Source organism: Sorangium sp. So ce394 (assembly GCF_051474665.1).
GTDB classification, from domain to species: Bacteria; Myxococcota_A; Polyangia; order Polyangiales; family Polyangiaceae; genus Sorangium; species Sorangium cellulosum_D.
The window spans coordinates 2,260,438-2,286,925 of the sequence record NZ_CP150339.1 but is presented as its reverse complement, the minus strand read 5'-3'; the positions used below and the strand labels follow the sequence as shown (position 1 = coordinate 2,286,925).

24 protein-coding genes and 1 pseudogene are annotated in these 26,488 nt (G+C 74.0%); 13 read left to right on the top strand and 12 right to left on the bottom strand.

Annotated features, from left to right (window positions below):
• Positions 1 to 14: 14 nt before the first annotated feature.
• The gene (locus WMF33_RS08435) at positions 15 to 770 is read right to left on the bottom strand and encodes a ferritin-like domain-containing protein (RefSeq protein WP_437336662.1); all 756 of its coding nucleotides are present in this window, start codon (positions 768 to 770) and stop codon (positions 15 to 17) included.
• A gap of 205 nt (positions 771 to 975) precedes the next feature.
• Between WMF33_RS08435 and WMF33_RS08430 the strand changes: the two genes are divergently transcribed.
• Positions 976 to 1,920, top strand: a complete 945-nt coding sequence (locus tag WMF33_RS08430; protein WP_437336661.1) for a hypothetical protein — start codon at positions 976 to 978, stop codon at positions 1,918 to 1,920.
• 402 nt (positions 1,921 to 2,322) lie between these two features.
• A complete protein-coding gene (locus WMF33_RS08425; RefSeq protein WP_437336660.1) occupies positions 2,323 to 3,192 on the top strand; it encodes a hypothetical protein in 870 nt (289 codons plus the stop codon).
• A 42-nt stretch (positions 3,193 to 3,234) separates the two neighbouring features.
• On the opposite strand, the gene WMF33_RS08420 is transcribed toward WMF33_RS08425, so the two are convergent.
• Both WMF33_RS08420 and WMF33_RS08415 read right to left on the bottom strand, forming a co-directional pair.
• The gene (locus WMF33_RS08420) at positions 3,235 to 3,951 is read right to left on the bottom strand and encodes a glutathione S-transferase family protein (RefSeq protein WP_437336659.1); all 717 of its coding nucleotides are present in this window, start codon (positions 3,949 to 3,951) and stop codon (positions 3,235 to 3,237) included.
• Complete coding sequence (locus WMF33_RS08415) at positions 3,948 to 5,447, bottom strand: isochorismatase family protein (protein WP_437336658.1); 1,500 nt, start codon at positions 5,445 to 5,447, stop codon at positions 3,948 to 3,950. Before WMF33_RS08415 ends, WMF33_RS08420 begins: the two co-directional genes overlap by 4 nt.
• 354 nt (positions 5,448 to 5,801) lie before the next feature.
• Here WMF33_RS08415 and WMF33_RS08410 point away from each other — a divergent pair, with 354 nt between their 5' ends.
• On the top strand, positions 5,802 to 6,068 hold the full coding sequence (locus tag WMF33_RS08410) for a hypothetical protein (RefSeq protein WP_437336657.1): 267 nt from the start codon (positions 5,802 to 5,804) through the stop codon (positions 6,066 to 6,068).
• A gap of 165 nt (positions 6,069 to 6,233) precedes the next feature.
• Here the strand turns inward: WMF33_RS08410 and WMF33_RS08405 are convergent, their stop codons facing one another.
• The 3 genes from WMF33_RS08405 to WMF33_RS08395 form a co-directional block, all read right to left on the bottom strand.
• The gene (locus WMF33_RS08405; protein WP_437336656.1) at positions 6,234 to 6,776 is read right to left on the bottom strand and encodes a YkgJ family cysteine cluster protein; all 543 of its coding nucleotides are present in this window, start codon (positions 6,774 to 6,776) and stop codon (positions 6,234 to 6,236) included.
• Between the two features lie 355 nt (positions 6,777 to 7,131).
• Positions 7,132 to 8,490, bottom strand: a complete 1,359-nt coding sequence (locus WMF33_RS08400) for a hypothetical protein (RefSeq protein ID WP_437336655.1) — start codon at positions 8,488 to 8,490, stop codon at positions 7,132 to 7,134.
• A 304-nt stretch (positions 8,491 to 8,794) separates the two neighbouring features.
• Positions 8,795 to 9,607 (bottom strand): hypothetical protein, encoded by an 813-nt coding sequence (locus WMF33_RS08395; protein WP_437336654.1) that lies wholly within the window; start codon positions 9,605 to 9,607, stop codon positions 8,795 to 8,797.
• A 56-nt stretch (positions 9,608 to 9,663) separates the two neighbouring features.
• Between WMF33_RS08395 and WMF33_RS08390 the strand changes: the two genes are divergently transcribed.
• The gene (locus WMF33_RS08390) at positions 9,664 to 9,912 is read left to right on the top strand and encodes a hypothetical protein (RefSeq protein WP_437336653.1); all 249 of its coding nucleotides are present in this window, start codon (positions 9,664 to 9,666) and stop codon (positions 9,910 to 9,912) included.
• 124 nt (positions 9,913 to 10,036) lie between these two features.
• Positions 10,037 to 11,533 carry a choice-of-anchor Q domain-containing protein gene (locus WMF33_RS08385; protein ID WP_437336652.1) on the top strand — a complete coding sequence of 499 codons (1,497 nt, stop codon included), beginning with the start codon at positions 10,037 to 10,039 and terminating at the stop codon, positions 11,531 to 11,533.
• Between the two features lie 27 nt (positions 11,534 to 11,560).
• On the opposite strand, the gene WMF33_RS08380 is transcribed toward WMF33_RS08385, so the two are convergent.
• Positions 11,561 to 12,307 (bottom strand): DUF3943 domain-containing protein, encoded by a 747-nt coding sequence (locus WMF33_RS08380; RefSeq protein WP_437336651.1) that lies wholly within the window; start codon positions 12,305 to 12,307, stop codon positions 11,561 to 11,563.
• Positions 12,308 to 12,449: 142 nt separating this feature from the next.
• Here WMF33_RS08380 and WMF33_RS08375 point away from each other — a divergent pair.
• A pseudogene (locus tag WMF33_RS08375) lies at positions 12,450 to 12,695 on the top strand (SDR family NAD(P)-dependent oxidoreductase); the annotation flags it as partial.
• An 8-nt stretch (positions 12,696 to 12,703) separates the two neighbouring features.
• Here WMF33_RS08375 and WMF33_RS08370 read toward each other — a convergent pair.
• Positions 12,704 to 14,242, bottom strand: a complete 1,539-nt coding sequence (locus WMF33_RS08370; protein WP_437336650.1) for a PLP-dependent aminotransferase family protein — start codon at positions 14,240 to 14,242, stop codon at positions 12,704 to 12,706.
• Between the two features lie 68 nt (positions 14,243 to 14,310).
• Between WMF33_RS08370 and WMF33_RS08365 the strand changes: the two genes are divergently transcribed.
• Both WMF33_RS08365 and WMF33_RS08360 read left to right on the top strand, forming a co-directional pair.
• Positions 14,311 to 15,606 (top strand): hypothetical protein, encoded by a 1,296-nt coding sequence (locus WMF33_RS08365; protein ID WP_437336649.1) that lies wholly within the window; start codon positions 14,311 to 14,313, stop codon positions 15,604 to 15,606.
• Positions 15,603 to 16,145: a GNAT family N-acetyltransferase gene (locus tag WMF33_RS08360; protein ID WP_437336648.1), complete on the top strand. Its 543-nt coding sequence runs from the start codon at positions 15,603 to 15,605 to the stop codon at positions 16,143 to 16,145. The genes WMF33_RS08365 and WMF33_RS08360 overlap by 4 nt, the downstream gene beginning before the upstream one ends.
• Before the next feature lie 43 nt (positions 16,146 to 16,188).
• Here the strand turns inward: WMF33_RS08360 and WMF33_RS08355 are convergent, their stop codons facing one another.
• Positions 16,189 to 17,616 carry a sensor histidine kinase gene (locus WMF33_RS08355; RefSeq protein WP_437336647.1) on the bottom strand — a complete coding sequence of 476 codons (1,428 nt, stop codon included), beginning with the start codon at positions 17,614 to 17,616 and terminating at the stop codon, positions 16,189 to 16,191.
• Between the two features lie 389 nt (positions 17,617 to 18,005).
• Between WMF33_RS08355 and WMF33_RS08350 the strand changes: the two genes are divergently transcribed.
• The 4 genes from WMF33_RS08350 (at position 18,006) to WMF33_RS08335 (ending at position 21,533) form a co-directional block, all read left to right on the top strand.
• Positions 18,006 to 19,112 (top strand): substrate-binding domain-containing protein, encoded by a 1,107-nt coding sequence (locus tag WMF33_RS08350; protein WP_437336646.1) that lies wholly within the window; start codon positions 18,006 to 18,008, stop codon positions 19,110 to 19,112.
• 62 nt (positions 19,113 to 19,174) lie between these two features.
• On the top strand, positions 19,175 to 19,981 hold the full coding sequence (gene modA, locus WMF33_RS08345) for a molybdate ABC transporter substrate-binding protein (RefSeq protein ID WP_437336645.1): 807 nt from the start codon (positions 19,175 to 19,177) through the stop codon (positions 19,979 to 19,981).
• Complete coding sequence (locus WMF33_RS08340) at positions 19,978 to 20,787, top strand: ABC transporter permease (protein WP_437336644.1); 810 nt, start codon at positions 19,978 to 19,980, stop codon at positions 20,785 to 20,787. The genes modA and WMF33_RS08340 overlap by 4 nt, the downstream gene beginning before the upstream one ends.
• Complete coding sequence (locus tag WMF33_RS08335) at positions 20,784 to 21,533, top strand: ABC transporter ATP-binding protein (protein ID WP_437336643.1); 750 nt, start codon at positions 20,784 to 20,786, stop codon at positions 21,531 to 21,533. Before WMF33_RS08340 ends, WMF33_RS08335 begins: the two co-directional genes overlap by 4 nt.
• A 64-nt stretch (positions 21,534 to 21,597) precedes the next feature.
• Here WMF33_RS08335 and WMF33_RS08330 read toward each other — a convergent pair whose 3' ends face one another.
• The 3 genes from WMF33_RS08330 to WMF33_RS08320 are packed head-to-tail and all read right to left on the bottom strand — an operon-like array spanning position 21,598 to position 24,473.
• Complete coding sequence (locus WMF33_RS08330; RefSeq protein ID WP_437336642.1) at positions 21,598 to 22,617, bottom strand: hypothetical protein; 1,020 nt, start codon at positions 22,615 to 22,617, stop codon at positions 21,598 to 21,600.
• A 3-nt stretch (positions 22,618 to 22,620) separates the two neighbouring features.
• Complete coding sequence (locus tag WMF33_RS08325; protein ID WP_437336641.1) at positions 22,621 to 23,874, bottom strand: FecR domain-containing protein; 1,254 nt, start codon at positions 23,872 to 23,874, stop codon at positions 22,621 to 22,623.
• Entirely contained in the window at positions 23,871 to 24,473 is a 603-nt protein-coding gene (locus WMF33_RS08320; protein WP_437336640.1) for an RNA polymerase sigma factor, read from the bottom strand. The genes WMF33_RS08325 and WMF33_RS08320 overlap by 4 nt, the downstream gene beginning before the upstream one ends.
• A 172-nt stretch (positions 24,474 to 24,645) precedes the next feature.
• On the opposite strand from WMF33_RS08320, the gene WMF33_RS08315 reads away from it, so the two are divergent.
• Positions 24,646 to 26,382 carry a hypothetical protein gene (locus WMF33_RS08315; protein WP_437336639.1) on the top strand — a complete coding sequence of 579 codons (1,737 nt, stop codon included), beginning with the start codon at positions 24,646 to 24,648 and terminating at the stop codon, positions 26,380 to 26,382.
• The last annotated feature ends 106 nt before the right edge of the window (positions 26,383 to 26,488 follow it).

Here is a 26,488-nt window from a genome sequence, read left to right as displayed (position 1 = left end):
GAGGAGCGAGCTTCTCAGCCGAGCCCGAGCTTCTCCAGCGCCGGCGCGAGCCGCTCCTTGTAGGTTCGCTGGCAGAGCAGCGCGAGCCGGACCTCGCCGAGGAGCCCGAGCGTCGCCCGCTCGGGCTCGGGCCAGCGGTCGAGCGACCGGTCCTCCGCCGGGACGCGCGCGAGGACCTGCTCGGCGCGATCGAGGTGCCCGCGCACGAGCCGGCCCGTGAACCCGCGCCACGCGGCCCGCTTCGCCGGGGGGAGATCGCGGAGCTTGCGCGCGACGAGCTCGGGGCCGAAGGCCTCGTGCTCCGCCTCGTCGCCCGCGATCGCGGCGAGCACGGCGCGCGTGACCGGGTGGTCGGCGCGGGCCTCGAGATCCAGGAGGTAGCCGACCGAGAACGCCTCGGCGATCAGGAAGAGCGAGATGGCGCTCGCGAGCACGCGCTCGTCGAGCGGGACCTCGCGCAGGTCCGCGAGCGGCGCGGCGACGTCGCGCGGCGCGGGCGCGCGGCCCCCGAGCGCCGCGCACATGCGGCCGCACAGCTCGGCGTGGCGGATCTCCTCCTCGACGGTCTCCGCGACGGCGCGGGAGACGTCGAGCGGCTCGCCTGCCGCGAGGGCCTCGCCGAGGAAGCGCGTCGCGATCTGGATGGACTGGTACTCGGTGCGAACACGGTCGGCCCAGACGAGGCGCGCCTGCTCGACGAGCGCGGGCGGCAGCGCGCCCGGATCGAGGGCGGCGAAATCGATGGCGGAGTCGGTCGGCGTCGGGCGCATGATCTACCTTCGCGGGGGTCTCGGGTTGCACAGGATGGCACAACTGGGGCCTGGTGAACGTCGGCGGTTTGCGCTGCTTCCGGGCCCATCGAGCCCACGTGGCAAAGAAAGGACCAGCGCCACGGCACAGTGCTCGGCTGGCACATCATGTGCTGCTGACGAAGAGATGCACCATCGAACGAGCTTACCTCTCCTCGTCTCCCTCATGACGTTCCTCGTCTCCCTCGCCGCATGCAACGTCGAGATCATCGACGGCGGCGGCACCGGCGGCGCCGGCGGCAGTGGCACAGGTGGCATTGGCGGCACCGGTGGCATTGGCGGCACCGGCGGCACCGGTGGCATTGGCGGCACCGGTGGCACCGGTGGTATTGGCGGCACCGGTGGCATTGGCGGCACCGGTGGCACCGGTGGCATTGGCGGCACCGGTGGCATTGGCGGCACCGGTGGCACCGGTGGCATTGGCGGCACCGGTGGCACCGGTGGCATTGGCGGCACCGGCGGCGGGCCTAGCTGTCATCCGTACACGACGGCGGTCTTCGCGTGCGCCGACCTCGACCTCCCGGAGGTGGATCCCTCGAGCTCTCATCGCACGTTCGCGTTCTCCGGCACGGTGACGGCCGTACGCCCACCCGGCCCCGACGAGCCGTGCACGCGTCGATGGACAAAGATCGCACACGGCACGCCCGAGGTCATGATCGACCTCGCGGACGAGGCCGGGAATGCGCTCACCGTGGGCTTCGCGGTCCCGGGCTTCTCGTCCAGCGCCGTCGCTGTGGGCGACGCGCTCGACGTCGACTTCTTCGCCTACGAGTTCGTGGATTGGGACCTGAAATCGAGCACCCGCATTCGCCTCGAGCGAGGCGGAGCGCTCGTCGTCGGCGTGGGAGAGAACGAGCCCCTCGGGCTCACCCTCCGCGACGGCGAGCGTGAGTGCTACCGCGAGGAGGATGACATCTGCGGTTACGGGAGGCTCGGGATGTCCGTGTCGGCCGGCGACGGGCCCGCGGTCTCGATCCCGACCGGAGAGAGCGCCGAGGTCGGCGCGCTGACCGTCACCAACCATCGCTATTTCAGGAACTACGACCTCACCGGAGACTGCAACTTCGGCCTCTCGGTCGAGTACGTCGTCAGCGCCACGTCTACGCCCTGAGCGCCCGCCCCGCACCGCCCCGTCGCCCACGAGGACGCCGCGCGTGACCAGGGGGTCCGGCGTCGGCTGGCGTCTGGCGCATGATCCACCTTCGCGGACGGGTGGTGGCCCAACTCGCCCCGGAGTGATTCACATGAAGGCGGGGAGATCATTGATCTTTTCTTCCCGCCTTCCCGCCTTCATGTTCAAATCCGGCCCCCACCCGCGGACGCGCCGAGTTGCTCAAGATGGCACAGTGAGGACCCGGCCAGCCTCGGCCTTTCGTGGACCTTCGGGTCGGTCATCCCTGCTGAATCGCACGGGAAAGACCAGCGCCAGCGGCACAGTGCCCGGATTGGCACATGGTGTGCTGCCGGTGAAGGGATGCACCATCGAACCAGCTTGCCTCTCCTTGCCTCCCTCATGACATTCCTCGTCAGCCTCGCCGCGTGCAGCGTCGAGATCAACCCCGGTACCGGCACGAGCGCCGGCACCACCGGCACCGGCGGCACCGGCGCCGGCGGCAGTGACCCAGCTGGCACCGGCGGCGGCGGCAGCGACCCAGGTGGCACCGGCACCGGCGGCTCTGGCACCGGTGGCACCGGCGCTGGCACCGGTGGCACCGGCGGCACGGGCACCGGCGGCGGACCTGCCTGTGAGGCGCACGAGCCCAGGGTCTTCGCGTGCGCCGACGTCGACCTCCCGGCACGGGAGGGGGAGGGCTCGAGCGTGCCGTGGACCCTCGCGTTCTCCGGCACGGTGACGGCCGTGCGCCCGCCCGCCCAGGGCGAGCCCTGCGCGCTCCGCTGGAGCGCGATCGGACGCACCGCGCCCGAGGTCATGATCGACCTCGCCGACGAGGCCGGGAAGGCGCTCACCCTCGGCTTCACGGTCCCGGGCTTCGCGGCGAGCGCCGTCGCCGTCGGGGACACCCTCGACGTCGACTACTCCTATGCTGAAACGACGGATTGGCAGGAGCACGTCACCCGAGTCCGCGTCGAGCGGGACGGAGAGCTCGTGGTCGCCGTGGGCGAGAACGATCCCATCGGCCTCTCCATCGCCCAGGGCGAGCCCACCTGTTACAGCGAGGATGGGCTGTGCGGCTACGAGGAGCTCGCGATGACCGTGGAGGCCGATGACGAGCCCGCCGTCTCGATCGCGAACGGCGAGAGCGCCGAGGTCGGCGGGCTGACCGTCACCAACGAGCGCTATCTCAAGAACTATGACATCAGCGGCGGCTGCAACTTCGGCCTCGCGGTCGAGTACATCGTCGGCGCCGCGCCAGCGCCCTGAGCGCCCGCCCCGCGCTCGGGGCACGGGCGAGCCGTGCGCGCGTCAGCTCCCGGGAATCCCCGGCGCGGCGAGCGCCCGCGCCTTTGCGAAGAGATCGGGGCGCGCCAGATCGTGGGACCAGCCTTCCGGGTACGAGGCGACCGCCGAGGGGCGGCCCCGCACGCGGCGCTCGTAGGCGTCGAGCGCGGGATGGCCGGCGAGCGACAGCCCGCGCCGCTGCATGTAGGCGAGCACGGGGTAGAACGCGCAGTCGGCGAGCGTGAAGGCGTCCGACGCGATGAACCGTGTCCTCTGGGCCCGCGCCTCCCACAGCGCGAGCTCGCGCTCCACGCCCGAGAGCGCGCCCGCGATGGCCGCTCGCCGGTCCGGCGACAGGGCGTCCGGACCGGCCTCGAAGAGGCTCTCCAGCGGGTCGTAGACGCACGCGGTGGCCTCGGACTCCTGCGCCAAGGCGAGCGCGCGGGCGAGCGCGCCGGGCTCGGCGGGCGGCGGGAGGAGCGGCGGGTCGGGATACCGCATCTCCAGGTACGTGAGGATCGCCAGCGACTCGTTCATGACGGTGCCATCGGGCTCGACGAGCACCGGGGCCTGGCCCCGCGGATTGAGGGCCAGGAACTCCGCGGCGCGCGTCTCGCGGGGCTCGCGCATCACGCGCAGGCGGCGGGGCTCGAAGGCGAGGCCCTTCTCGCGAACGGCGAGGAGCACGCGCCAGCTCGAGATCGAGCCGTTCACGAAATACACCGCCCGCTGCGCGCTCATCGGTCGCCTCCGGGCCCCTGCAACGTGCGGAACGTGCGAAAATTGAGCGCCTCGAAGCCCGCGCGGTACGCGGCGGCGTCGAAGTCGGCGTCGATGTTCTCGGCGCGGAAGAGCTGGAGCATCCGCTCTGCCTCGGCGCGCTCCGCGGCCTCCCGCTCCGGCTCGGCGAGCGCGGACCGGGCCCGGGCGCGCGCCTCGGCCTCGGCGCGCTCCGCGGCGGGCGCGCCGACGCCCCAGACAGCCCCGGTCGCCGGATCGTGAAACGTGCCGATATGCCGGAAGGTGAGCGAGATCCGCGACGCCCGGTCCTCGCCCTCCGCGTCGCCCTCCTGCCGGATGGCGTGATAGAAGCGGCGGTTGGTCTCCAGGTCCATGACGAGCAGCGAGCCGTGCGGCAAAGGGACCTTCTGGACGGCATCCCCTTCGGCGGCGCGCTTGGGCCGGAGCACCATGGTGCGCTGTCGCCCGAGCGAGACGTTCACGATGAACGACGGGCGCACGAGGTCGAGCGTCTTGTCGGAGTGCTCGCTGATCCAGTCGCGCCCGGTGCGGTAGAGCTGGAGCAAGCAGTGGTTGAGCGGGTGCCCGACGCGGCGCTCGACCTCCCTGCGGATGCGGTCGACGGCGGGGGTGAAGGCGCCGAGCTCCGGTTGCTCGTCGACCGGGTGGCGGTAGAGCGGCACGGCGCCGTCGGGCGCGCGCTCGCCCTGGATCGCGACGAGGCGCGGCACCTCCCCGCCGCGGTGGAGCATCGTGGTCCACGCGACCTCGCGCTCGACGGCCTCGAAGGCGCCCGCGCCGCCATCGAGGCGCTCGTCGAGGGCGCCGCACCACAGCGCCGTCCCGCCCGCGCCGATGCCGGCGACGCACACCGGCCCGGGCCCGTCCGAGAGCACGTCGGCCCAGCGGCGGCGCCGGCCGCCGAGGCCCTCGATCTCGCGCAGCGCCGCGGCGTGCTTGCCCGCGGTGCTCGCCGCGGTCGCGTCCTCGAGGACCTCGACCTCGAAGCCGAGCCGGCGCGCGTCGCGGGCGGCGGCGAGGACGCACACGTTGGTCGCGACGCCGCACAGGATCACCGCGGTCACGCCCGCCTCCTCGAGCCGGGCGCGCAGATCGGTGTCGCGGAAGGCCGAATACCAGCGCTTCTCGACGTGCCAGTCCGCGGCCCCCGCCGGGCGCTCGGCGCGCACCGGGGCGAGCGCCGGGAACAGCTCGGCGCCCCACGTGCCGCGGGCGCAGCACGCGCCGTCGGTGTGCGTCTGCCCGCGGAGCGCGTCCGGGGCCGCGTCGATCTCGCCGTAGGCCGAGGTCACCCACACCACGGCGCGCCCCTGCGCGCGCGCGGCGCGCACCAGCCAGGCCACGCTCTGGGCGAGCTGATGCGGATCGCAGTGCCGCTTCGAGAACGCGCCCCCCTCCGCGAGGAAGTCGTTCTGCATGTCGATGACGAGCAGCGCCGTGCGCGCCGGGTCGTTGGGGTGTGGGCGCTCTCTCACGTCCTTGACCTCCTGGTACCACCTCGTCGGTCGATCGACCAAGCGCCGCGGCGCGCGACGCGCCGCGAGGCGGCCGCGTCGGCGCGCGGAGGCTCGGTGAAGCTACCGGCGCTTTCCTGGAGGGCAGCTCGCGGAGGGCAGCTCGCGGAGGGCAGCTCGCGGAGGGCAGCTCGCGGAGGGCAGCTCGCGTCGGCGCTTGCGGCCTCATCAGGGCGCGATTCGATAAAAAAGCGCCCCCGCCGGACTCCCGGTTCGGCTACACCCACGAGGGATCCCGATCGAACCCCCCGCGCCTGGCCGCACGGCCCCCGCGTGCGGCGCGCCTTTGGCTCACCACCCTGAGGAGGTCTGAACATGGCTCACGTACTGGCAAGGCTCACCGGCGCCACGCTCGAGGACGTCAAGCAGCAGCTGGCGGCCGACGCGGCCAGCCACGCTGAACAGGGGATGCACCTGGAGCACGTCTGGACGAACGACGACGATCCCGGCGACATCCTGTTCCTCCTGCGGGTCGACGACCTGAGCCACTGCAAGCAGCTCATCAGCAGGGTCCACACCGAGATCCACCGGGACGACCCGAGCGCCAAGCTACCTCACATGACGTTCCTGAAGGAGGCGTGAGCGGTCACTCCCCCTCACGACACGCGGGATCGGTTATCGCCGAGTTGCAACGTGCTCGGCGCCCTGGCCACTCCGCCCCACCCTGCTCCTCGTCAACGGTCGTTGACGAGGAGGCCTGACCGGCGCTGGGAGAGGCGACCAATGACGTGGCGCGCCGGGGGCGCGTCAGCCCTCGCCCGAGAGCACCGAGGCGATCGCGGCGCGCTGCCCGCGCGGCCGCCCGGCCGCGTCGGCGTGCGCCATGTCGAGGGCGGCCAGCACCGTCGAGAGCGTCGTCTGGTCCAGCACCGACGACGCCTCGATGGCATCGAGGTCCTCTCCCACGAAGTTCTTCGGGCAGGCGTCGATGACCGGCAGCGCGCGCCCGCCGGACGGCGCGAACCGGATCGGCAGGCCGTGCGTGCGGCAGATGAGCGGCCGGGCCGCGTAGAGCGCGCACCTCCCCTCCCCGTCGAGCGCCGGGCACACGCCGGGATCGCCCGCTCGCGCGCGGCCGGCGAGCGCCGCGCGCTCGGCCTCGGGGAGCGCCGCGAGCGCCTCGCGGAGGGCGTCGGCCTCGATCGACGTCACCGAGAACCGCCGCCGGCAGCAGTCGCTGCACCCCGTCGCGCACGCCATCCGCCCGCCGTGGCGCGCGCTCGCGTTCGCGAAGAACGCGTCGACCTTGGCGAAGAGCTCGCGGAGGCGATCGAGCGGCTGGGGAGTCACGCGCCGGGTTCTAGCACCCGAGCCCCCCGGCGCCCTCGCCAGGGACAGGGAATCGTCCGCCAGGGACAAGGGCCGCGCCGGCTGGGACAAGGGCCGCGCCGGCTGGGACAAGGGCCGCGCCGGCTGGGACAAGGGCCGCGCCGGACACGACCGAGGGAGCTGCCGCCAGGGACAGGGACGCCGGCGCCAGGGACACGAGCGAGCGGGCCAGGGACACCGAGGCCGCTGGCAGGGACGCGGGGGGACGCGCCGGGGACACCCGGGCGGGCGAGCCGCTGTCCCTGGCGCGGCCAGGAGGGCGCACGATCGCCCCGGCGGGACCGAGGCAGCGCGCTCGGGCGACCTCGCCCCTGCTTCAGGGATCGATGCGGAACGGATAGCCGTCCGTGGCCACCACGATCGGCTCGGCGCCCGGCGCGCCGCGCGGGCGGACGGCGAGCACGTGCGCCCCGGCGTCGTCGAGCGCCGGAGGATCGCGGTAACTGAACTCCTCGCGGCGCACCTCCCCCTGCGCGTTCAGGGTTTCGCATTCCCATCCAACGACGACGCCGTTGTGGCGCTTCTCCCGGAGGTCGCGCAACGGGAGCAGCACGACTTCGGGGGAGCTCGCAGCGCGGCGCAGCGCGCGGAGCTTCGACCAGGTTTCGCCCACCAGCTTGACGCCCAGCACCAGCAGGACGGCGGCGAACCCCGCGCTCCCCGCCGCGATCAGCAGCCGCGGTGTCCTCAGGGCGGGCTCCGCGCTCGTCATGAGCTCGCCTCCGCTCCTCCGCACCTCGATGTCCGGCAACACCCCCGGCGCCCAGGCGACCAGGTAGCTCACCTCCTGCTCCTCGCCGTCGGCGCGAAAGCTCACGACCACATCGGTGAGATAGTCGTCGGTCCAGGCGGTGTGGCCGTGAGGCGTCACCGAGACGAGGCCGTCGACGGCGACCGGCTCCGCGGCGGCCCAGCGGCCCGGCTGCGCGAGCACGTCGCGCGCGATCTGGACCGCGCCCACGCCGGCGATCGCCATGAGCGCGCCGTTGAGCGGCGCCAGGAGGACCACGCTCGCGAGGGCGATCAGGAGATAGCGCGGCCGGAGGCGCAGCGCGCCCCGGTCGAGGCGCCGCCAGAGCTCCGCGAGCGGCAGGGCGGCCGCGGCCCGCCGCGCGGCCTGCGCGTCGGCGCGGCGGATGACGAAGCCCACGAACCCGACCGCGAAGCACATCGCGGCGAGGCCGAGCAAGGTCCAGGCATCGACGCGCGCCTTGCGCGGACCGTCGCCGAGCGACAGCACGAGCGCGTCCTCGTCGGCCGCCTCGGGCAGCCCCCGGTCCACCAGCAAGGAGCGCTGTCGGCCCGTCGGCGCGTCGAAGGCGCCCGTGAGCGGCTGGCCGGGCGGCGGACACAGCGGCCCGTCCGCGCTCACCAGGGCCACGACCTCGCCGAGCGAGGGCGCGAGCAGACGGCCGTACCGCGTGCCCGCGAGCTCCACGCTCCCTTCGCACGAGAACTGCGCGTCGGTCAGCTCCACCCACACAGCCTCCGTCCGCGCGCGGCGCAGCGCCTCCGCCGCGCTGAGCCGCACCGGCGCGTCCCCGAACGCCGCCACCCGCTGCCACGCCCGGACCGAGAGCACGCCGAGCGTGACGCCGGCGATCAGCCCGAGCGCGACGCCGATCCAGGGCCGCCGCTTCAAGCCTCCCGCGATGCGGTTGCTGACGTCGCTCACGCCGATGCTCCTCCGAGGGTGGCAGGCGCGCCAGCCAGGCCCGCCGCGCCGTATCGGGACGCAGCGGCCTCGGCTGGGCGGCCGTTTCAGCAGTTGAGCCGGATGCGCTCCCCGAGCAGCTTCACATCGTCACGAGCCGTGATCGCTGCGCTCCACCGTTAGGCGGTAGTCGTCGACCGGGATCACGCGCACCGGCTGGCGCTCGATCAGATCGCTCATGAGAAACCAGGAGGTCGCAACGCGAGCCCGAAGTCAAGCGCTGCATACCGCGCTCGCTGGAGCGCCGCGGGAAAGGTGCGTGTCGCTAGGACGCCTGCGCAGCAAGACGTTCTCTCCCACGGCCCACATCTCGGCTCCGCTCCGTCGTCGCCCCACAGCGCGTGGCGCTGCTGATCGGACCTGAGGGAGGGGCGCGTCCAGGTGCGGCCCTCGTCCTCGCTGACCGCGAGGAAGCCGCCATCGCCGGCCGCGATGGCCTGGCCGGCGGGGCCGAGCCACAGCGCCTGGATGGAGCGCCCGCTCCCGGTGGAGTGCGACTCCCAGGAGGCGCCTGCGTCCGGCTCGTGTGAATACGGCCGTCGCCGTCGCCCACGACCACGATCCCCCCGCGAGCGCAGAGCGCCCGCGGATGCCGGCCAGGGATCTCGTGGCGTACCCACGTCGCTCCTTGCAGGGTGGCGAGCTCTCCTTCGAGCGCCAGCGCGAGGAAGCGGCCCTCGGCGTCGATGGCGGCGGCCTCCAGGCAGAGGTCCTCGAGGCCCGGCCCGGCTTCCCAGGTCTGGCCGCGATCGCGGGAGCAGAGCACCGTCCCGCCGAGCCCCACCGCGATGGCCTCGCCGTCGTCCCGCAGGGCGACGCCGCGCAGGTCCGCCTTCGCGCGGCAGCTCACGTCGATCCAGCGCCGCCCCTCATCGCTCGAGGACAGCAGGGTGCCGCTCTGTCCGGCGGCGATCAGCGCCGGACCGGCGCCTGCGAGCGCGCGCAGATCCTGGCGGACGGGCGTCTGCATCCTTCTCCAGCGCTGGCCTCCATCCTCCGAGCGCAGCACGTGCCCCGCGGAGCCCACGACGATCAGAAGGTGACGTCGCCCCCAGACGGCGCTGTGCCAGATGCTCATGCCGGTCAGGATAACCTGGCCATGTCCATGCATGCTCGCCTGCCACCGCCCCTCCGATGTCCACGCCGCTGGATGAGCCGCGCCGGCGAAGCGAGCAGCGCGCCGGGGGCGACAGCGACCGCGGCCGCCTTGCCCTCCGCATCGATGTCGAGGACAGCCGGCTCGCGCTCAGTCACGACGCGCAAGGTGGGAAATCTCACGCCGAGGGACACGAGAGGGAGCGCTTGACGGAACATCCGATGCTGCCGGGTGCGAGCGTTCCTCGAAACCAGGAAAGCTCGCATGGTGCCGGTGCCGCGACGTGACAAGCTGGAAAGGCGCGGAAGGGCCACATACGATGTTCGACGGAGCAACGCTCAGGACGCCTCCGCGAGAGCTGCATTCTTTCGTCACGGAGGAAGGTCGATGATAAGCATCGTACGAAGCACCATGTCAGCGCTCATCGTGCTGGCTGTCCTCCTCGCGGGGTCGCGCGCCGCGCGCGCACACCGCATCGACGTGCCGGAGGACTATCCGACGATCCAGGCCGCCGTCGACGCGGCCGCGGAGGGCGACAGGATCCGCGTCGCCCCGGGGACATACGCCGAATCCATCGTGTGGACCGGCAAGGCCATCGCGCTGATCGGCGCCGGGCCGGACGCGTCGATCGTGGATCCGAGCCTCGGGCCCGGCGGCCGGTGCCTGACGCTGGTCGACGTCCCCCGCGGCGGCTGGGTAGAGGGGTTCACCTGCCAGAACGGCACGGCGCTCGAGGCCAGCAGCCCGAACGGCGGCGGAATGCTGATCCGGGGGGGCCGTCCGAAGCTGAAGAGGGTCGTGTTCCGCAGCAATATCGCGAGCGAGAATGGAGGTGGCGTGTGGATCGACGGGGGCGACGTGACCGTGCACGACGCCAGCTTCCTCAATAACGAAGCGGCCGTCAGCGGCAGCGGCGGAGAAGGCGGTGGGCTGGGCATCACGCGCGGGAGCCGGCTGAAGATGGTGCGAGCCACCTTCTCCCGCAACTCCACCAACCCGTCCGGGGGCGGGCTTGTCGTCCTCGACGGCAGCAGCGCGACCGTGGTCGCGTCCCGTTTCGAGGAGAACTTCGGCAGGAGCGGCGGCGGGATCTGGTGCGTCGACAGCGTGCTCAGGGTGTCCGACTCGATCTTCTTGAACAATCTCAGCGATTTCGATGGGGCTGCGCTCGGCGCCATCAACAGCAGCGTCAAGGTGGCCGACGCGACGATCGACGGCAACTCTGGGGACACGCGCAATCGCCCCGTGGTCAGCGTCCGCGGCAGGCTGGCGATGTTCCGGTCGAGCGTCACCAACAATACGGGCGGCGGAATCGGCGCCGACGGCGACGTCACCGTGATCGACTGCTCGTTCGAGAACAACACAGCAACGAGGGGTGGCGCGATCATCGCCGCGGGTACCCTGAGCGTGACCAACTCGGTCTTCTTCGCCAACAGGGCGAACGGCTTCGGCGGCTTCAACGAGATCCAGGCGCTAGGCGGCGCGATCCACGCGGACGGCGACGTGAACGTGACGCACTGCACGTTCTATGGCAACACGGCCCAGGGCTTCGATATCCCAGCCGATGGCGGCGGGCTCTACGTTTCCTCCGGGAGCGCGACGGTGCTCAACTCCATCCTCTGGGGAAGCGCGCCCAATGAGATCGCGGGCCCGGGCGCGGCCGAGATCACCTACAGCGACGTGATGGGCGGCTATCCCGGCACGGGCAACATCGACCAGGACCCGCTCTTCGTGGCCCCCGCCGACGGCGACCTGCACCTCCAGGCTTGCTCACCCGCCCGGGACGCCGGGCTATTCACCTGCGGCCTGCCGCCGATGGACCTGGACGGGAATCCGCGCGTCGTGGGCGCCGCTCCCGACATGGGCGCTTACGAGATCGTCAACGGAGAAGAGGGGAAGCATCGTTGACCTCAGGGTTGCCTCATCGTCGGTGCTCTAGCAGTCGAACACCCCGACGCCTCGCTCGATCTCGCCGAACGGATCCACGAGCGCGCGCACGAGCACGCGCGCCGGCGCGCTCTCGATCCCCCCCGCCGCGCGCCACGTGGCGTAGCGGAGCTCGCCCAGGAGCGCCCCGGCGAGCGGCGTGTAGACCAGATCGAGCGCCGACGGGCGGACGCCGTTGGCCTCGTAGCCGTACTCCCAGAGGTGGGTGCCGGCGATGGCGAAGGCGACCGCGGCCGGCACGCCGAACCGGCAGCTCCGCGCCCTGAAGTAGATCTCGCTCCCGAGCAGGCCGTGGCCGATCACGTTGATCGGCCACGGGTCGTGATCCCATCGAAACGCGGGCTGATCGGCGTCGAACAGCGGCGGCTTCGTGAACGCCTCGCCGTAGTGGTACCCCCAGCGCTCCAGGCGGAAGTCGGCGAACGGATCGGGCCACAGCACCGCCTCCACGCTGCGGGTCACCGTGAACACGGCCAGCGTGTGCACGATCGGCGGCGCCCAGGCGGGCTCCGCGCCCGCGGCCGCGACGGCGCCAGGCCGCGCCCCGGGCGCGCCGGCCCGAGGCGCGCGACGCGGAGAGGCAGCCGCGCCGGCCGGCGGAGCGACCGAGGGCGCCTGCGGAGCGGCCGAGTCGACCTGCGGAGCCGTCGCCGGCGGAGCCGTCGTGACCGGGCCGGCGCACGCGGACGAGAGGACGGCGAGGGCAGCGGCGGCGTAAAGGCGGATCGAGGCCATCAAGACAGCGGGCGCGGCGCGCGCGAGGAGCACGGCGGCCGGACGCGAGTCTAGCGCGCCAGCGACCCCGGCGACGCGCCGCTCTCGCCAGCGACCCCGGCGGCGCGCCGTCTTCGCCGCCGGCCCGCGCTAACCTCCCGCCATGGCCGGGATCATGATCGTCACGGGCGGCAGCCGCGGGATCGGCGCCGCCACCGCGCTGCTCGCCGCGCGGCGCGGCTACGCGGTCGCCGTGGGCTACCTGCGCGACGCGGGCGCCGCCGCCAGGGTCGTCGACGAGATCCGCGGCCGCGGCGGCGCCGCCCTCGCGATCGCCGCCGACGTGAGCGCCGAGGACGACGTCGTGCGCCTGTTCCAGACCGTCGACGGCGCCCTCGGCCCGGTCAGCCGCCCCCCTCACCGCCGCCCGCCCGCCCCGATCGCCTCGCCCACCACCGCCGCGAGCGTCCGCGCCGCCTCCGCCAGCGCGGGCTCCGCGTGCGCGCCGAACCCCAGGATCAGCCCCGGCGCGCGCGACGCCCTGGCGCGCCCCGCCGCGCCGCGCGAGAGCGGCATCGCGTCCACGCCCCGCGCCGCGAGCGCCTTCACGATCGCCACGTCGTCCGAGCCCTCGGGCAGGTCCAGCGTCAGCACCGAGCCGCCCGCGGGCGCGCGCACCCGCACCGCGGCCGGCAGCGCGCGCCCGAGCTCCGCGAGCAAGAAGTCGCGGCGGCGCCGCGTCGCCTGCTTCAGCTTCCGCAGGTGGCGCGCGAAATGCCCCTCGTCGATGAAGTCGGCGAGCGCGGCCTGCAGCAGGTACGGCGGCGACCGCGTCGACGCCGCGCGCACCTGGGCCACCGCGCGCACCAGCGCCGGCGGCACGATCATGAAGCCGAGCCGCAGGCCAGGGAACAGCGAGCGGCTGAACGATCCCACGTGGATCACGCGGTCGTTCACGCCCTCGACGTCGAGGCCGAGCAGCGACGGCAGCGGGGAGCCGTCGAACCGCAGCTCGCCCTCGTAGTCGATCTCGACGACCACCGCCCCCGCCCCGCCGGCCCACGACAGGAGCTCGATGCGCCGCGGCAGCGTGAGCCGCGCGCCGGAGGGGAACGCGGAGGCCGGCGACACGAACGCGACCCGCGCGCGCGGCGCCCGGCGCGCCCCGACGTGCACGCGCAGCCCCTCGTCGTCGACCGGGATCGCGATCGGCCGGGCGCCCGCCATGCGCACCGCCGCGCGCAGGGCGAGCGGCCCCGACGCCTCCACCCACGCGGCGTCGCCCGGGTCGAGCAGCGCGCGGCAGCAGAGGTCCAGCGCGCCCTGGGAGCCCTCCGTGATGAAGACCTGGTCGACCGTCGCGCGCACGCCGCGGGCCACCGCGACATGATGGAGCACCGCGCGCCGGAGCAGCAGCGCGCCCCGCGGATCGTGGTGGAGCGCGCCCTCGGCCGACATCGCGCGGAGGCGGCGCGCGAGGCACCGCTCGAAGATGCGCCACGGGAGCAGATCGAGGTCCGGCAGACCGACGCCGAACGGGCGCGAGCGCGGCCGGCCGCCGAGGAGCGCGTCGAGCCGGTCGGGAGGCACCACCGCCGCGAGGCGCCGCGCGCTGCGGGACAGCCGCGGCAGGGCCGCCGCGGGCTGGGCGCGGGCGGCGCTCTGCCCCCCCGCGCGCACCGGCACGTGCGCCACGACCGGCGCCCGGCGCGCGCGGACCAGGACCGTGCCGTCCGCGGCCAGCGCCTCGTACGCCGCGGCGACGGTGTTGCGCGACACGCCGAGCTCCCGCGCGAGCTCGCGCGACGACGGGAGCAGGTGGTCGGGCTGCAGGACGCCCTCGAGCACGGCGCGGCGCAGCTGCTCGACCAGCTGCGCGGCCAGCGTCGCCGGCGCGCCGCGCTCCAGGCGGAGGAAGGCGTGGGGGGCGTGGGAGCTGTGGGGCGCTGGCACCATCGAAACCGGCCGCCGTGGCACTTTCCAGGGTGCCAGATCCGGGTCACGGTGTCGACGAGGAGCCCGCCATGGCGACCACCGACGACCTCACGACACCGGACACCGCGCGAGAGGAGCAGGCCACCGCTCGTCCGCCGCGGGCGCCGGAAGGCGGCAAGACGAGCGAGCTGTCGTCGCGCATCGCGCGCCGCGCGGCCGAGGCGCACGCCGGCCAGCCGCTCGATCGGCTGCTCGCGGAGGGCCTGCCGGGCAACGAGCTGACCACGCTGCTGCTCCATTGCCTGCGCCAGCGCGCGCTGCGGCGGAGCTTCGCCGAGGTCCTGGACCACGCGGAGCGGGCGCCCATGACCCACGCGTCGGCCGCGGACGCCCGGCGCATCCACGCCTTCGACGCGGCGGCGTACGCGGCGGCGGCGGGCTTCGAGGCGGTGGATCTCGCGCCGGTCGGCCCGCTCGGCGCCACCGCGTGCGCTGGCGTCGAGCCGAACAACGTGCTCGCGACGGTGCGCTTCGCCGAGGTCGCCGCCGACCCGACCACCGGGCTCGCGCTGCACGCGGCGCGGCGCCGGCGCGAGACCCGGGGCGGCGAGCCGCTGCGCTTCTGCGCGAGCCAGCGCGTGCTGCGCATGCAGCCGACGAAGCACCCCGGCTTCTCGCCGCACTTCCGCCTGTTCGCCCTCGTGACCGCGGCCCGCTCGCCGGGCCGGAGCGAGGACGACGCGTGCGAGCGGCGCGCCCTGCTCGAGCACCTGCTCGTCTGGGCCGACCTCATCCGCGCGCTGCCCGCGGCCGGCTTCCGCGCGGCGGGCCTGCGCGTGGTCCTCTCCGACACGGCCGTGGTCCGGGCGTGCCTCGGCGCGCGCGGCCTCGACGCGGACGCGCTGGCGCAGCGGGCGAAGGCGCACGAGCCGGGGTCGTCGGAGGCGGCCCTGCGCGAGGCATCCGTGGATCTGCCGCGCGCGGCGGCGGACTACGTGGGGGCGGCGCGGTCGCTCGGCCTCGGTCCGGAGCCCGTCGCGCGCGCCGAGCGCTGGGTCGCCGAGGTGGGCGAGCCGCTCGCGCGCGCGCGGCCGGAGGTCGAGATCGTCTACGATCTCGCGCGGTTGCAGGGGCTCGGCTACTACGCCGGGCCGTTCGTCCAGCTCGTCGTCCGTCGGGACGACGGGCTCGAGCTCCCGGTCGGGGACGGGGGCGCGGTGCCGTGGCTCGGCGCGCTGCTCTCGAACCGCCGCGAGCGGATGGTCGCGACCGGCATCGGGACCGAGATGGTCGTGAAGCTGTTCGATCGCGCAACCGCCCGAGCCGGCGAGGCTCGATCCACCCCCCGAGCCGGCGAGGCTCGACCGGAGGAACCGACTCCATGATCATCGAGACCCCCTCCCTCACGCTCCGTCCCTGGACCGCGGCCGACGTGGACGCGCTCGTGAAGAACGCGAACGACCGCCGCGTCTGGGCGAACCTCCGGGATCGCTTTCCGCACCCGTACACGCGCGCCGACGCCGAGCGTTGGGTCGCGCTGTGCGCCTCGCGCGCGCAGCCCGCCGAGGCCCTGGCGATCGTGGTGGACGGGGAGGCGGCCGGCGCGATCGGGCTCGAGCGCTTCGACGACGTGCACCGCTGCACCGCCGAGATCGGCTACTGGCTCGGCGCGGCCTACTGGGGCCGCGGGCTGGCCACCGAGGCGGTGATCGCGCTGACGCGGGCCGGCCTCGAGCAGCTCGGCCTCGAGCGCATCCAGGCGGGGATCTTCGACTGGAACCGCGCGTCGGCCCGCGTGCTCGAGAAGGCGGGTTACGCGTTCGAGGCGCGGATGCGCCGGCACGTGGTGAAGGACGGGCGGGTGGGCGACGTCCTGCTCTACGCGCGGGTCCGGGAGGAGGCGCCGGCCGGCGAGCGGCGGTGACGCGCAGGGCGCCCCGAGCGGGGCTCGCGTCCCGGCGGGCGCCTCACCCGCCGGCGCGAGGGTCGCCCTCCGCGGACAGCGCGGGCGCCTCCTCCGCGGCGGACGCCCGCTGCGCGGCGGGCTCGACGAGCGGGAGCGTCACGTAGAACCGGGCGCCGCGCCCGACCTCGCTCTCCGCCCAGATGCGGCCTCCGTGCGCGTCGACGATCCCCTTGGCGATGTAGAGCCCGAGCCCGGTGCCCCTCTCCCCGGGCGCCTCGACCTTCCAGAACCGCTCGAAGATGCTCTGGAGGTCCTCGCGGGGGATCCCGGGCCCCGTGTCGATGACGCCGAAGCGGGCCATCTCGCTCTCCCGGTCGACCGAGAGGGTCACCCGGCCGCCCTGAGGCGTGAACTTCAGCGCGTTGCCGACGAGGTTCGACAGCACCTGGAGCACGCGCCCCCGCTCGGCGGAGATCACGAGCCCGGGCGCGCTCACGCTCTGCTCGAGCCGAACCTGCTTGGATTCGGCGAGCGGCCCGAACAGCTCCAGGGTCTCGCGCAGGAGATCGTCGACGGCGCACGGCGCGGGCGTCACCGAGAACTTGCTGGTTTCCAGGGTCGCCGCGTCGAGCATGGTCCGGATGAGCTGCTCCATCCGCTTGGCGACGTTCTCGATCGACTCCGCCTGCTGCCGTACCTGCTCGGAGTCGGCCGCCCTCCGCAGCCGGGCGGCCTTCAACGTGATCGCGCTGAGCGGGTTGCGCAGGTCGTGGGCCACGATGCCCATGAGCTCGTCGCGGGCCGTCACCGCCCTGCGCGCGGCCTCGCGCGCCTCCCGCACCTGCTGGTACAGGCCGCCGAGGCGCCTCGTGAAGTACCATGCGACGCCGAGGCCGGTCGACGCCAGGAGGCCCAGCAGGCTGTACAGCCGCAGCGCGAGCTCGGCTCGCTCCGCCCGCGCGCCGGCATAGGCGGCCTCGATGGCAAACTCCTTGTGGTCGACGAGGCGCTCGAGGGAGCGATAGAGATCGCGGCGACGCGGCCGCAGCTCCTCGTCGAAGCGGCGCGCGATGAGGCCCGCGTCCTCGGTCCGCTCCCGGGCCGCGAGCAGCTCCCTCTGGATCAGGATGAAGCGCCCGGCCGCCTCCTCGACGTCCGCGACCAGCTGGAGAGCCGTCGGGCTGAGCGACTCGGCGCGGAGCGCGCGGATGTTCTCGCGGAAGCGCGCCTTGGCGTCCTCGGCCTCGTCGAGGAGCTCTCGATTTCCGGAAACGAGGTAGCCCCTGCCGTGAGACACGACGAGCTCGGCGGTCCACCGGAGCCGCTCCACGAGCGTGATGTTGCGCTCTTTCTCGCTCAGCCACTCGATCTGAGCGTCCGCCACGGACGAGAACCGGCGAAGGGAGAACGCCATGCCGACCGCCAGGAGCAGGATCAGGATGGCATAGCCCCTCCTCGCCGTGGCCTCGAAGCGCGTCCGCGTCGGCATAACCAAGGTTTCCTCCCTGCTCTCGACGGGGCTAGCGGGCCAGCGGATGGAGAGGGCCCTCGCTCCTTCGTGGCTGATCCCCGCTCAAAAGCTAGGCCGGGCAGCGCGGGGAGCAAGCTGCCCCCGGAGCCGCGCCGGGGGCGGCCCCGGCGCGCCGGCGTCGCGCCGGAGCACGGCAGTCCGCCGTTGCTCCCACGCGCTCCACGTGCGCCACTCGGCCTTCTTCAGCGTCCTAGAGAAGACCGCCGACCGGCGCTGGGGCGCTGGCGCTCGACCGACGCGCTACCGCGCTCGTGCGCGGGCGGCCGAGCGGGATGGCCCGGCCGCCGGGGCGTTCGCGCGCGAATGCGGTGACAAGCATGCGTTCCTCGATGTAAAGATCACGCGCCATGGCCGGCCGAGCCGCCAACCGGGTCCGCGAGCGGCGCGAGGCGCGCGGGCTGTCGCAGATCGCGCTCGCGGAGCGCGCCGGGCTCACGCGGCAGAGCGTGGGCGCCATCGAGGCGGGCCGCGCGACGCCGGCGGTCGACGTCGCGCTGCGCGTCGCGCGCGCCCTCGACTGCCAGGTCGAGGACCTCTTCGGCGCGCCGGGCGCGGCGGCCGCCATCGCCGCCGAGCTCGACGCCCCGGCGGCGTCGGGCCGCGCCGCGGTGGCGCGCATCGCGGGCCGCTGGGTCGCCTACCCGCTCGACCACGACGCGGCGCGGACGGCGGCGGACGGCATCGTGACCGGCGAGCGGCGCGGGAAGGCGGACGTCGAGCCCCTCCGGGCGCTGGCCGAGGTCGAGGACAACGTCGTCGTGATGGGCTGCGCGGCGGGGCTCGGGCTGCTCGCCGACCGGCTCAACACGCGGCCGGGGCCGGGGCGGTTCCTCTGGTTCCCCCGGTCGAGCACCGCGGCCCTCCAGGCGCTCGGCGGGCAGCGCGCCCACGTCGCGGGCGTCCACCTCGTCGACGCGCGCACCGGCGAGGCGAACGTCGCCGACGTCCGGAAGCTCGGGCACGCCGAGCCGATCGCCCTCATCACGCTCGCGCGCTGGGAGGCGGGCCTCGTGGTCCGCCTCGAGGACGCGGCCCGGATCCGCGGCGCGGCCGATCTCGGCCGCCCCGGCCTGCGCCTCGTCGGGCGCGAGGCGGGCGCGGGCGCCCAGCGGCTCCTCGAGCGCGAGGTGCGCGGTCACGGGCTGCCGATCGAGCTCGCGCGCAGGCCGCCGCTCCGCGCCGCCGGCCACCTCGACGTCGCGCGCGCCGTGGCCATGGGCGCGGCGGACACCGGCGTCGCCACGCGCGACGCGGCGATGGCGTTCGGGCTCGGCTTCGTCGCCCTGGCCGAGGAGCGCTACGACCTCGCGATCCCGCGCGCGTCGCTCGCCGACGCGCGGGTCCAGCGCCTGCTCGACGTGCTCGTCTCGGGGGCGTTCCGCCGCGAGCTGTCGGTCCTCGGCTACGACGTCCGCCCGGCGGGCGAGCGGGTCGCGGAGGTGCGGGCGGCATGACGGCGCGCGCGGGGAGACGGCCCCCAGGGGCCTTGCGGACGCGCCTCGCCCGACGACCGCTGGTGCGCGCCTTCCCGCGCCTGGTCCTCGCGGCGTGCCTCGTCGCCATGTTCGGCTGCGGGCGCTCGGGGCCTCCGTCTGCCCCGCGCGAGGACAGGCTCGCCGTCTTCGCCGCCGCCTCCCTCCGGGAGGTGTTCACCGCGATGGGCGAGGACTTCGAGCGCGCTCACCCCGGCGTCGAGGTCACGTTCAACTTCGCCGGCACGCAGGAGCTCCGCACGCAGCTCGAGCACGGCGCCGCGGCCGACGTGCTCGCCTCGGCCGATCAGCGCCACATGGACGAGCTCGTGAAGTCCGGGCGCGCCGTGGGCCCGGTCGTCTTCGCGCGCAACGAGCCGGTCCTCGTCGTCGCGCGCGAGAGCGCCGGCGCGATCCGGGGGCTCGCCGACCTCCCCGGCGCGGACCGGATCGTCCTCGGCGCCCCGGAGGTCCCGATCGGCCGCTACACCCTGCAGATCCTCGATCGCGCGTCCGCGTCCCTGGGCGCGGGCTTCCGCGCGCGCGTCGAGGCCAAGGTCGCCTCGCGCGAGCTCAACGTGCGCCAGGTGCTCACCAAGGTGCGCCTCGGGGAGGCGCAGGTCGGCGTCGTCTACCGGACCGACGCGCAGGCGGCGCAGGACGGCGTGACCGTCGTGGCGATCCCGCCCGAGGTCAACGTCGTCGCCGAGTACCCGATCGCGGTCGTGGCCGGCGCCGCGCACCCGGGGCTCGCGCGCGCCTGGGTCGACCTCGCGCGCTCGGAGGCCGGGCAGAGCGCGCTGCGGCGCGCCGGGTTCCTCGCGCCGTCCGGGGGCGGATCGGGCCCGTGAGCGCGCGCCTCCGCGCGGAGCAGGGCGCCCTGGCCGCGATCGGCGCGGTCCTCGTGGCGTTCCTGGCCGTCCCGATCCTGGCGCTGTTCGTGACGGCCACGGCGGCGGACGTCGAGCAGGGGCTCAGCCACCCCCTCGTGTGGCCCGCGCTGCGGCTGAGCCTCGTCACCACCGCGGCCAGCCTCGCCCTCGTGGTGGTCCTCGGGACGCCGCTCGCCTGGACGCTCGCGCGCGCGCGCGGGCGCCTCGCGCGCGCGGTCGAGACGGCGGTGCAGCTGCCCATCGTGATCCCGCCGGCGGTCGCCGGGGTCGCGATGCTGCTCGCCTTCGGGCGGCGCGGGCTCCTCGCCGGCTGGCTGTACCCGGAGGGGTGGTCGGTGACGTTCACGACCGCGGCGGTCGTCATGGCCGAGGTGTTCGTCTCGGCGCCGTTCTTCGTGCAGGCGGCGACGAGCGCGTTCCGGCGGGTCGACCCGAAGCTCGTGGTGGTGGCGCGGACGTTCGGCGCGTCGCCGCTCCGGGTGTTCTTTCGCGTGGCGCTGCCGCTCTCGGCCCCGGGGCTCGTCGCGGGGGCGGCCATGAGCTGGGCGCGCTCCCTCGGCGAGTTCGGCGCGACGCTCATGTTCGCCGGGAACCTGCAAGGCCGGACGCAGACGCTGCCGCTCGCCATCTACACGGCGCTCGAGTCGGACATGCGCGCGGCGCAGGCGCTGTCGATGGTCCTCGTCGCCGTGGCGTTCGCGCTGCTCCTGTTCGTGCGGGCCGCGGCGCGGCGCTCCGCCGGGCGCGGCGAGGCGGCGCCGTGACCGGCGCGGAGGGGCTTCGCGCCCGCGTGGCCGCGCGGGTCGGGCGGCTGCGCATCGACGCGGAGCTCGAGACCGGAGCGGGGACGCTGGCCCTCGTGGGGCCCAACGGCGCGGGGAAGACGAGCCTGCTCTCGCTCCTGCTCGGCGTGCTCCCCGTGGACCGGGGGCGGGTCGAGATCGGGGGCGCGGCGCTCCTCGACACGGCCGCCGGCATCGACGTGCCGGTCGAGCGGCGCGGGATCGGCTACGTGCCGCAGGACTACGCGCTGTTTCCGCACCTCACCGTCCGGGAGAACGTCGCGTTCGCGGTGAGGAGCGATCCATCGCGCCGGAGGGGCGCGGCCGTGGGCGCGCGCGTGGACGCGGTGCTGCACGACCTCGGCATCGCCGAGCACGCGGACCGCCGGACCGAGGCGCTCTCCGGGGGCGAGAGGCAGCGCGTGGCGCTCGCGCGCGCGCTCTCCGTGAGCCCGCGGGCGCTGCTGCTCGACGAGCCGCTGGCCGCGCTCGACGTCCATTCCCGCCGCGAGGTGCGGGCGTTCCTCGCGGGGTACCTGGAGGCGCTCGCCCTCCCGACGATCGTCGTCACGCACGACGCGGCCGACGCGCGGCTCCTCGGGAGGCGCATCGCCGTGCTCGAGGCGGGGCGCGTGACGCAGGCCGGGACGTGGGAGGAGCTGGAGGCCCGGCCGGCGTCGCGCTTCGTGGAGGAGCTCGTCGCGTCGGTGCGCGGCGGGGGCGAGTGACGCAGTCGACGCCCTGAGCCACGGCCGACCTCGGAAAACGAGCTGCCGCCCGCGCGCCGCGCCGTCAAAACGCGACGCCCAGGCTGAGCGCGCCCAGGGATTGCGCGATGAGGGGAGCGGAGCGCGCCTCGTCGACGGCGATGACGGGGCGCGGCAGGAGCGTGAGGCAGGTGAGCTCGAAGCCGAGGCTCACGCTCGGAAGAAAGAAGAACTGGGCGCTCAGCCCCACGTCGGCGGCAAAGAAGAAAAACCCCTCGCTGCGCCCCACGAGCGGCAACGTGACGTCGCCGGTGGCCTGGAGATGATAGGCGCCGATGCCGAGGAGCGGCCCCCATTCCCAGTGAGGACCGGCAGCTGCTGGCGCGAGGTTCCAGCTGGCCCGGAGGAGCGCGAGCTCCTGGCGCACCTGGGCAGCGCCGCCTCCACCACGGAACTCGGCGCCGAAGAGGGGGCCGCCCAGGAGCAGGCCGAGACGGAGGCTCTCGTCGACGCGATAGTGCGCCCCGATCTGCGCCCCCGCGCCGCCGCCGATCGGAGGCGTGAAGAGGACGAGCCCTCCGGTGCGCAGGTGGAAGCGGGGAGGCTTCTGGGAGAAGCGGAGCACCTCGGGGGCGGGCGGCTGCGCCTCGACGCCGAGCACGTCCCGCGCGGGGGCTTCGCCCGAGCCGAGCTCGAGGAGGCTTGCGCGCAGCAGATCGACGGCGCGCACGGCGAGGAGCATCGGGCCATCGCTCGAAGGGTCGATGAGGAGCCTGCGCGTGGTCGTCTTGCCGGTCACGCGATCCACGATGCACACCTCGGCGGCCGTGCCGCTGCCGTCGCGGCTCAGCGCGACAGCCGCGAAGGCCTCGCTCTCCTGCGCCTTTCGCTCGAGCTCCTCGGCCCCGGGAGGGCGCGCGGCGCTCCCGAGCGCGATCACCTCGAAGGACTGCAGCTCGAGCTCGGCGCTGAGCCGTCCGAAGGCCTCGAAGAGCGTGGCGTCGCGCGGGGGCGGCCGCACGACGAGCACCCGCTGCGCCCAGGCCAGTCGAGGGCAGGCGAGCAGCAGCAGCAGGACGAGGAGCGTTCGCGCCCGCTGACCCATGGATCAGGGCTGCGCGGCGAGCTGTCGGGCCGTCTTGGCGTGGACCCCGCTCGGAAAGAGGCGCAGGTACTCCTGCGCCACCGCGCGCGCCGCGGCGGGCCCCTCGAGGATCTGGACGGTGCGCATCTTTCCCGCGAGCGATTCGGCGGCGAAGGGGCCGCTCGGCGCCTCGCGGAGCGCCGTCTCGTACCAGGTCCTGGCGCGCGCGGCGGCGCCGCGGCCCTCGTGCAGGCGCCCGAGCAAGAAGGCGGCCCGGCTCCCTGCGGCCTTCGCGTAGCGCGAGCGCAGGGCCAGCAGGGCCTGCTCGGCGAGCTCGCCCTGCCCCACATAGCGGGCGGCGTCGGCCAGGGCGTTCAGATCGGCGGCGTCGCAGGAGGCGAGACAAGCCTGCTCGCCCCGCGCCGCGGCCTCCTGGACGACGCGCCGGAACTCGCCCTGAGAAACGAGCTTGGTCCAGGACGGTTTGCCGCTCGGCGGGGCGGCCAGGGGCGCCGGATCTTCGGAGGAGCTCGGCTCCGGAGAGCCCGCGGGCTCCGGCGGCGCCGGCGCGACCTCGGCGCCCTCTCCCTGCGCGGCGGGAGGCGCGGGCTCGGGGCCGTGCGCCGCGGTGTCGCTGACGAGGAGCGTCCTCGCCGACGCGTCCCCCACGAAGCGCTGCCCCGCGCGCACGCTCACGGCGCCGAAACCGGCGTAGCCCTCCACCTCGACCGAGCCCTCGTGCAGGATCACCTCGATCCGCTCGCGGTCGGCGTCCCAGTGGAGCTCGAAGCGCGTGCCCGTGACGCGGACCACGAAGGGACCCGCCACGAAGCGCCAATCGCTGTGCCCGGTGTGCGTGATCTCGGCGTCGACGCGGCCGCGCTCGACCGAGACGCGGGCGCCGCTCTCGTTCTTGATCTCGTCGATGCGAAGCCGCGCCCCTGCCGCCGCCCGGATCTGCGTCCGATCGGAGAAGGTGATGGCGGCCGGGTGATCGAGGGGCACGCGCACATAGCCGCTCTCCTCCTCCGCCCCTTCAACGACATAGTCGAGGCCTCGCTCCGGCAGCCAGAGGAAGAGAGCGAGCAACACGCTCCCGGCGAGGGCGAGCGGCGCTGCCCAGCGCACGACCGCCCGCGGCTTGCTCGCGCGAGCCTGCTCCTCGTCGACGCGGCGCAGGAAGGCGGCGCGCGCCTCGATGCGCTCTGTCTCGCTCAGCCGAGCGGCGCGCTGCAGGAGCTCCGCAACGGGATCGAGCTGTCGTCCGGGGTCGCTCATGGCCAGAGTCCTTCACGCTGAGACAAAAACTCCTGGAGGGCTGGCTCACGCGCCTTTCGCAGGAGCTCGCGTGCGCTCTCGAGCTCCCGGCGCAACGTCGATTCGGACACGCCGAGGGCCGCGGCCGTCTCGAGCATGTCGAGGCCTTGGACGTGGCGCAGCACGAAGGCCATGCGCCGGCGCGTGCTCAGCCTGTCGAGCACGCGGTGGAGAGCGCGGAGCACCTCGCGATGCTCGAAGTCGACGCGCTCGAGGGCGCGCTCGGGGAGCTCCCCGCTCGGGGAGAGGCCCACCCAGCGGCGTATCTTGCGCTTCCGGATCTCGAGCGCCGCGTGCCGCGCCGCGATGGTCGCGAGATAGCCACGGAGGGCCTGCCCGTCCTGGATGCGCGCGGCGCCCTGGATCAGGGACAGGAACACCTCCTGCACCAGATCTTCGAGGCTCGTATCGGGGCCGAGGGCGCCATAGAGCACACCGCGCACGAGGCCGGAGTACCTATCCCAGATGACGGCCATGGCCTCGCGCTCTCCTGCGGCCGCGCCGGCGACCAGGCTCGCGTCCGACCGCTTTTCAGCGGGAAAGCGGGCCAAGGTGGGCACCGGCGGCGGTGATACGGAGCGCGTGGGGTGAGCCACTCCCCCCTAGTTACTTGGGGGCGTCTCGACCCGCCAGAAAAATTCGGCAGCTGCCGGCCCGCGGGGTCGAGGCAGGAAACTCGGAGCATTTTGCTTGCGCTCCACGGCATGGCCTCCCAGCTTTGCCTCGTTCCTTATGCGTCTCTCCCGCAGCACCTGGGTCCTCGGAGCCGCCGCGCTCTCGGCCGCGGCCTGGGGGTTTTCCTGTGAGGACCAGCTCATCCAGACGGCCACGCGGCTCCCCGGAGACGCGGGCCTCGGCGGCAGCTCTCCTTCCCTCGCGGACCTCGCTTGCGAGGGAGATTCGCCCGACGACGAGCTCCCTCCGGGCGCCGCCTTCGGGGAAGGAGAGGAGCTCGCGCGGTCGCCGCTCGTCAGCGAGAGCTATGGTGCGCTCGAGGGCCCCGGTCTCTCCATCACGGCGCGCGATACCTTCCGCGTCTATTGGAACGGCGCCCTCATCGCCGTGAGCGAATCGGCGCGCGCTCCGCGCTTCGTGCCCCTCTCCTTGCTCCCGGGCGACAACGTGATCGCCGTGAGCGTCCATGCCGCAGCGGGGACCCCCGCGGCGCTCGTCCAGCTCGACGAGCTCGAGCGCAGCTACGGGAGCGGCAGCGACTGGAAGCTGAGCACGGCGCCGGAAGGAGACTGGACGGCGCCTGGCTACGACGACAGCGGCTGGATGGCGGCGCGCGAGCTGGGGAGCGCGGGAGATCTGCCGGGCTGCGATCCCGGGGGTTCCTTTCCATCGAACACGACGGCTCGCTGGATCGGGCCGGCGCCCGGGACGAGGGGGCCCATCGCCCTCCGGAAGGTGATACGGGTCGAGCCGGTCGGCTTCGGCGAGGGCACCACCGGCGGCGCAGGCGCGACGCCCGTGCTCGTCTCGAGCTGGGCCGATCTCGAGAGGCTCGCCGGCTCCGCCGAGCCGGCGGTGCTCTTGCTCGCCGAAGGCATCCACGATTTCCGCCGCAGGGGAGCGGACGTCGCGGACATCGAGGTCTGCCCGAGCGCCTGCTCGGAGGATGCCGAGAAGACGTTCTATCAGGTCCTCACCGGAGATGCGACCTGCGCTAGCCAGCTCGTCGGCGCGACGCGGGACGATCGCATCCTCCGCTTCGGCTCGAACAAGACGTTGGTCGGGCTCGGACGCGGCGCGGCGCTGCCGGGCGTGACCATGGCCCTCGACGAGAGCCAGAACGTCATCATCCGCAACCTCGCCCTCTACGATCTGAACGCCGGCCTGCTCGAAGCGGGCGATGCGTTCACGCTGACACACCCCTCCAGGGTCTGGATCGATCACACGACCGTCAAGTGGATCAGCGACGCCTTTACCGACATCCTCGCGGGCACGAGCGCGGTCACCGTCTCCTATGTCCACTTCGACGGGAGCAACGAGGCCGAGTGCGGCGGCCGCGAGCGCTGGGCCTCCACGATCACCGACTCCGAGGTGACGATGCACCACTGTCGCTTCGATGAAGCGAGCACGCGCGCCCCCATCGCGGTCGGATCCCGGGCGCGCGTCCACCTGTTCAACAACGTGTTCTCGAACATCTCGGAGTGGGCGGTAGGCGCTTCGTGCGAGGGGCAGCTGCTGCTCGAGGCGAGCGTGTTCGAGAACGTCGAGGCAGCGACGCGGCGCACGACCTGCAGCGATGAGACGGGCATCGGGCTCCTCCTGGCCGTCCCTGGCTCGAACCTCTACCGCGACGGGAGCGGCGTTCACCTGGGCGGCGGGGGCGAGGAGCCAGCCGATGACGTCTTCACGCCTCCTTACGACTACACGCCCGAGCGGGCGAGCGACGCCTTTCCCCAGGTGATCTCTCGCGCCGGCGCGGGAGGGCCCTGGGCGCTGCCGCTCGCGCGCGAGTAACGCCCGCCTTTTTTTTTGACGGGTCCGACCTCCCTCGAACAACCACCCGTCGTGTTGCCCTTCAGCGCGCTCTTCCGCCATTCCGACGGCAGTCGAAACTTCCATC

Excerpts from the sequence above, each read along its gene's own strand:
- WMF33_RS08390 (WP_437336653.1), top strand. The coding sequence starts at position 9,664 with ATGTCCACGCCGCTGGATGAGCCGCGCCGGCGAAGCGAGCAGCGCGCC.
- WMF33_RS08350 (WP_437336646.1), top strand. The coding sequence starts at position 18,006 with ATGGCCGGCCGAGCCGCCAACCGGGTCCGCGAGCGGCGCGAGGCGCGC.
- WMF33_RS08355 (WP_437336647.1), bottom strand. The coding sequence starts at position 17,616 with ATGCCGACGCGGACGCGCTTCGAGGCCACGGCGAGGAGGGGCTATGCC.
- WMF33_RS08315 (WP_437336639.1), top strand. The coding sequence starts at position 24,646 with ATGCGTCTCTCCCGCAGCACCTGGGTCCTCGGAGCCGCCGCGCTCTCG.
- WMF33_RS08420 (WP_437336659.1), bottom strand. The coding sequence starts at position 3,951 with ATGAGCGCGCAGCGGGCGGTGTATTTCGTGAACGGCTCGATCTCGAGC.
- WMF33_RS08385 (WP_437336652.1), top strand. The coding sequence starts at position 10,037 with ATGTCAGCGCTCATCGTGCTGGCTGTCCTCCTCGCGGGGTCGCGCGCC.
- WMF33_RS08330 (WP_437336642.1), bottom strand. The coding sequence starts at position 22,617 with ATGGGTCAGCGGGCGCGAACGCTCCTCGTCCTGCTGCTGCTGCTCGCC.
- WMF33_RS08395 (WP_437336654.1), bottom strand. The coding sequence starts at position 9,607 with ATGAGCATCTGGCACAGCGCCGTCTGGGGGCGACGTCACCTTCTGATC.
- WMF33_RS08370 (WP_437336650.1), bottom strand. The coding sequence starts at position 14,242 with ATGGTGCCAGCGCCCCACAGCTCCCACGCCCCCCACGCCTTCCTCCGC.
- WMF33_RS08430 (WP_437336661.1), top strand. The coding sequence starts at position 976 with ATGACGTTCCTCGTCTCCCTCGCCGCATGCAACGTCGAGATCATCGAC.
- WMF33_RS08425 (WP_437336660.1), top strand. The coding sequence starts at position 2,323 with ATGACATTCCTCGTCAGCCTCGCCGCGTGCAGCGTCGAGATCAACCCC.
- WMF33_RS08380 (WP_437336651.1), bottom strand. The coding sequence starts at position 12,307 with ATGGCCTCGATCCGCCTTTACGCCGCCGCTGCCCTCGCCGTCCTCTCG.
- WMF33_RS08365 (WP_437336649.1), top strand. The coding sequence starts at position 14,311 with ATGGCGACCACCGACGACCTCACGACACCGGACACCGCGCGAGAGGAG.
- WMF33_RS08325 (WP_437336641.1), bottom strand. The coding sequence starts at position 23,874 with ATGAGCGACCCCGGACGACAGCTCGATCCCGTTGCGGAGCTCCTGCAG.
- WMF33_RS08360 (WP_437336648.1), top strand. The coding sequence starts at position 15,603 with ATGATCATCGAGACCCCCTCCCTCACGCTCCGTCCCTGGACCGCGGCC.
- WMF33_RS08410 (WP_437336657.1), top strand. The coding sequence starts at position 5,802 with ATGGCTCACGTACTGGCAAGGCTCACCGGCGCCACGCTCGAGGACGTC.
- WMF33_RS08435 (WP_437336662.1), bottom strand. The coding sequence starts at position 770 with ATGCGCCCGACGCCGACCGACTCCGCCATCGATTTCGCCGCCCTCGAT.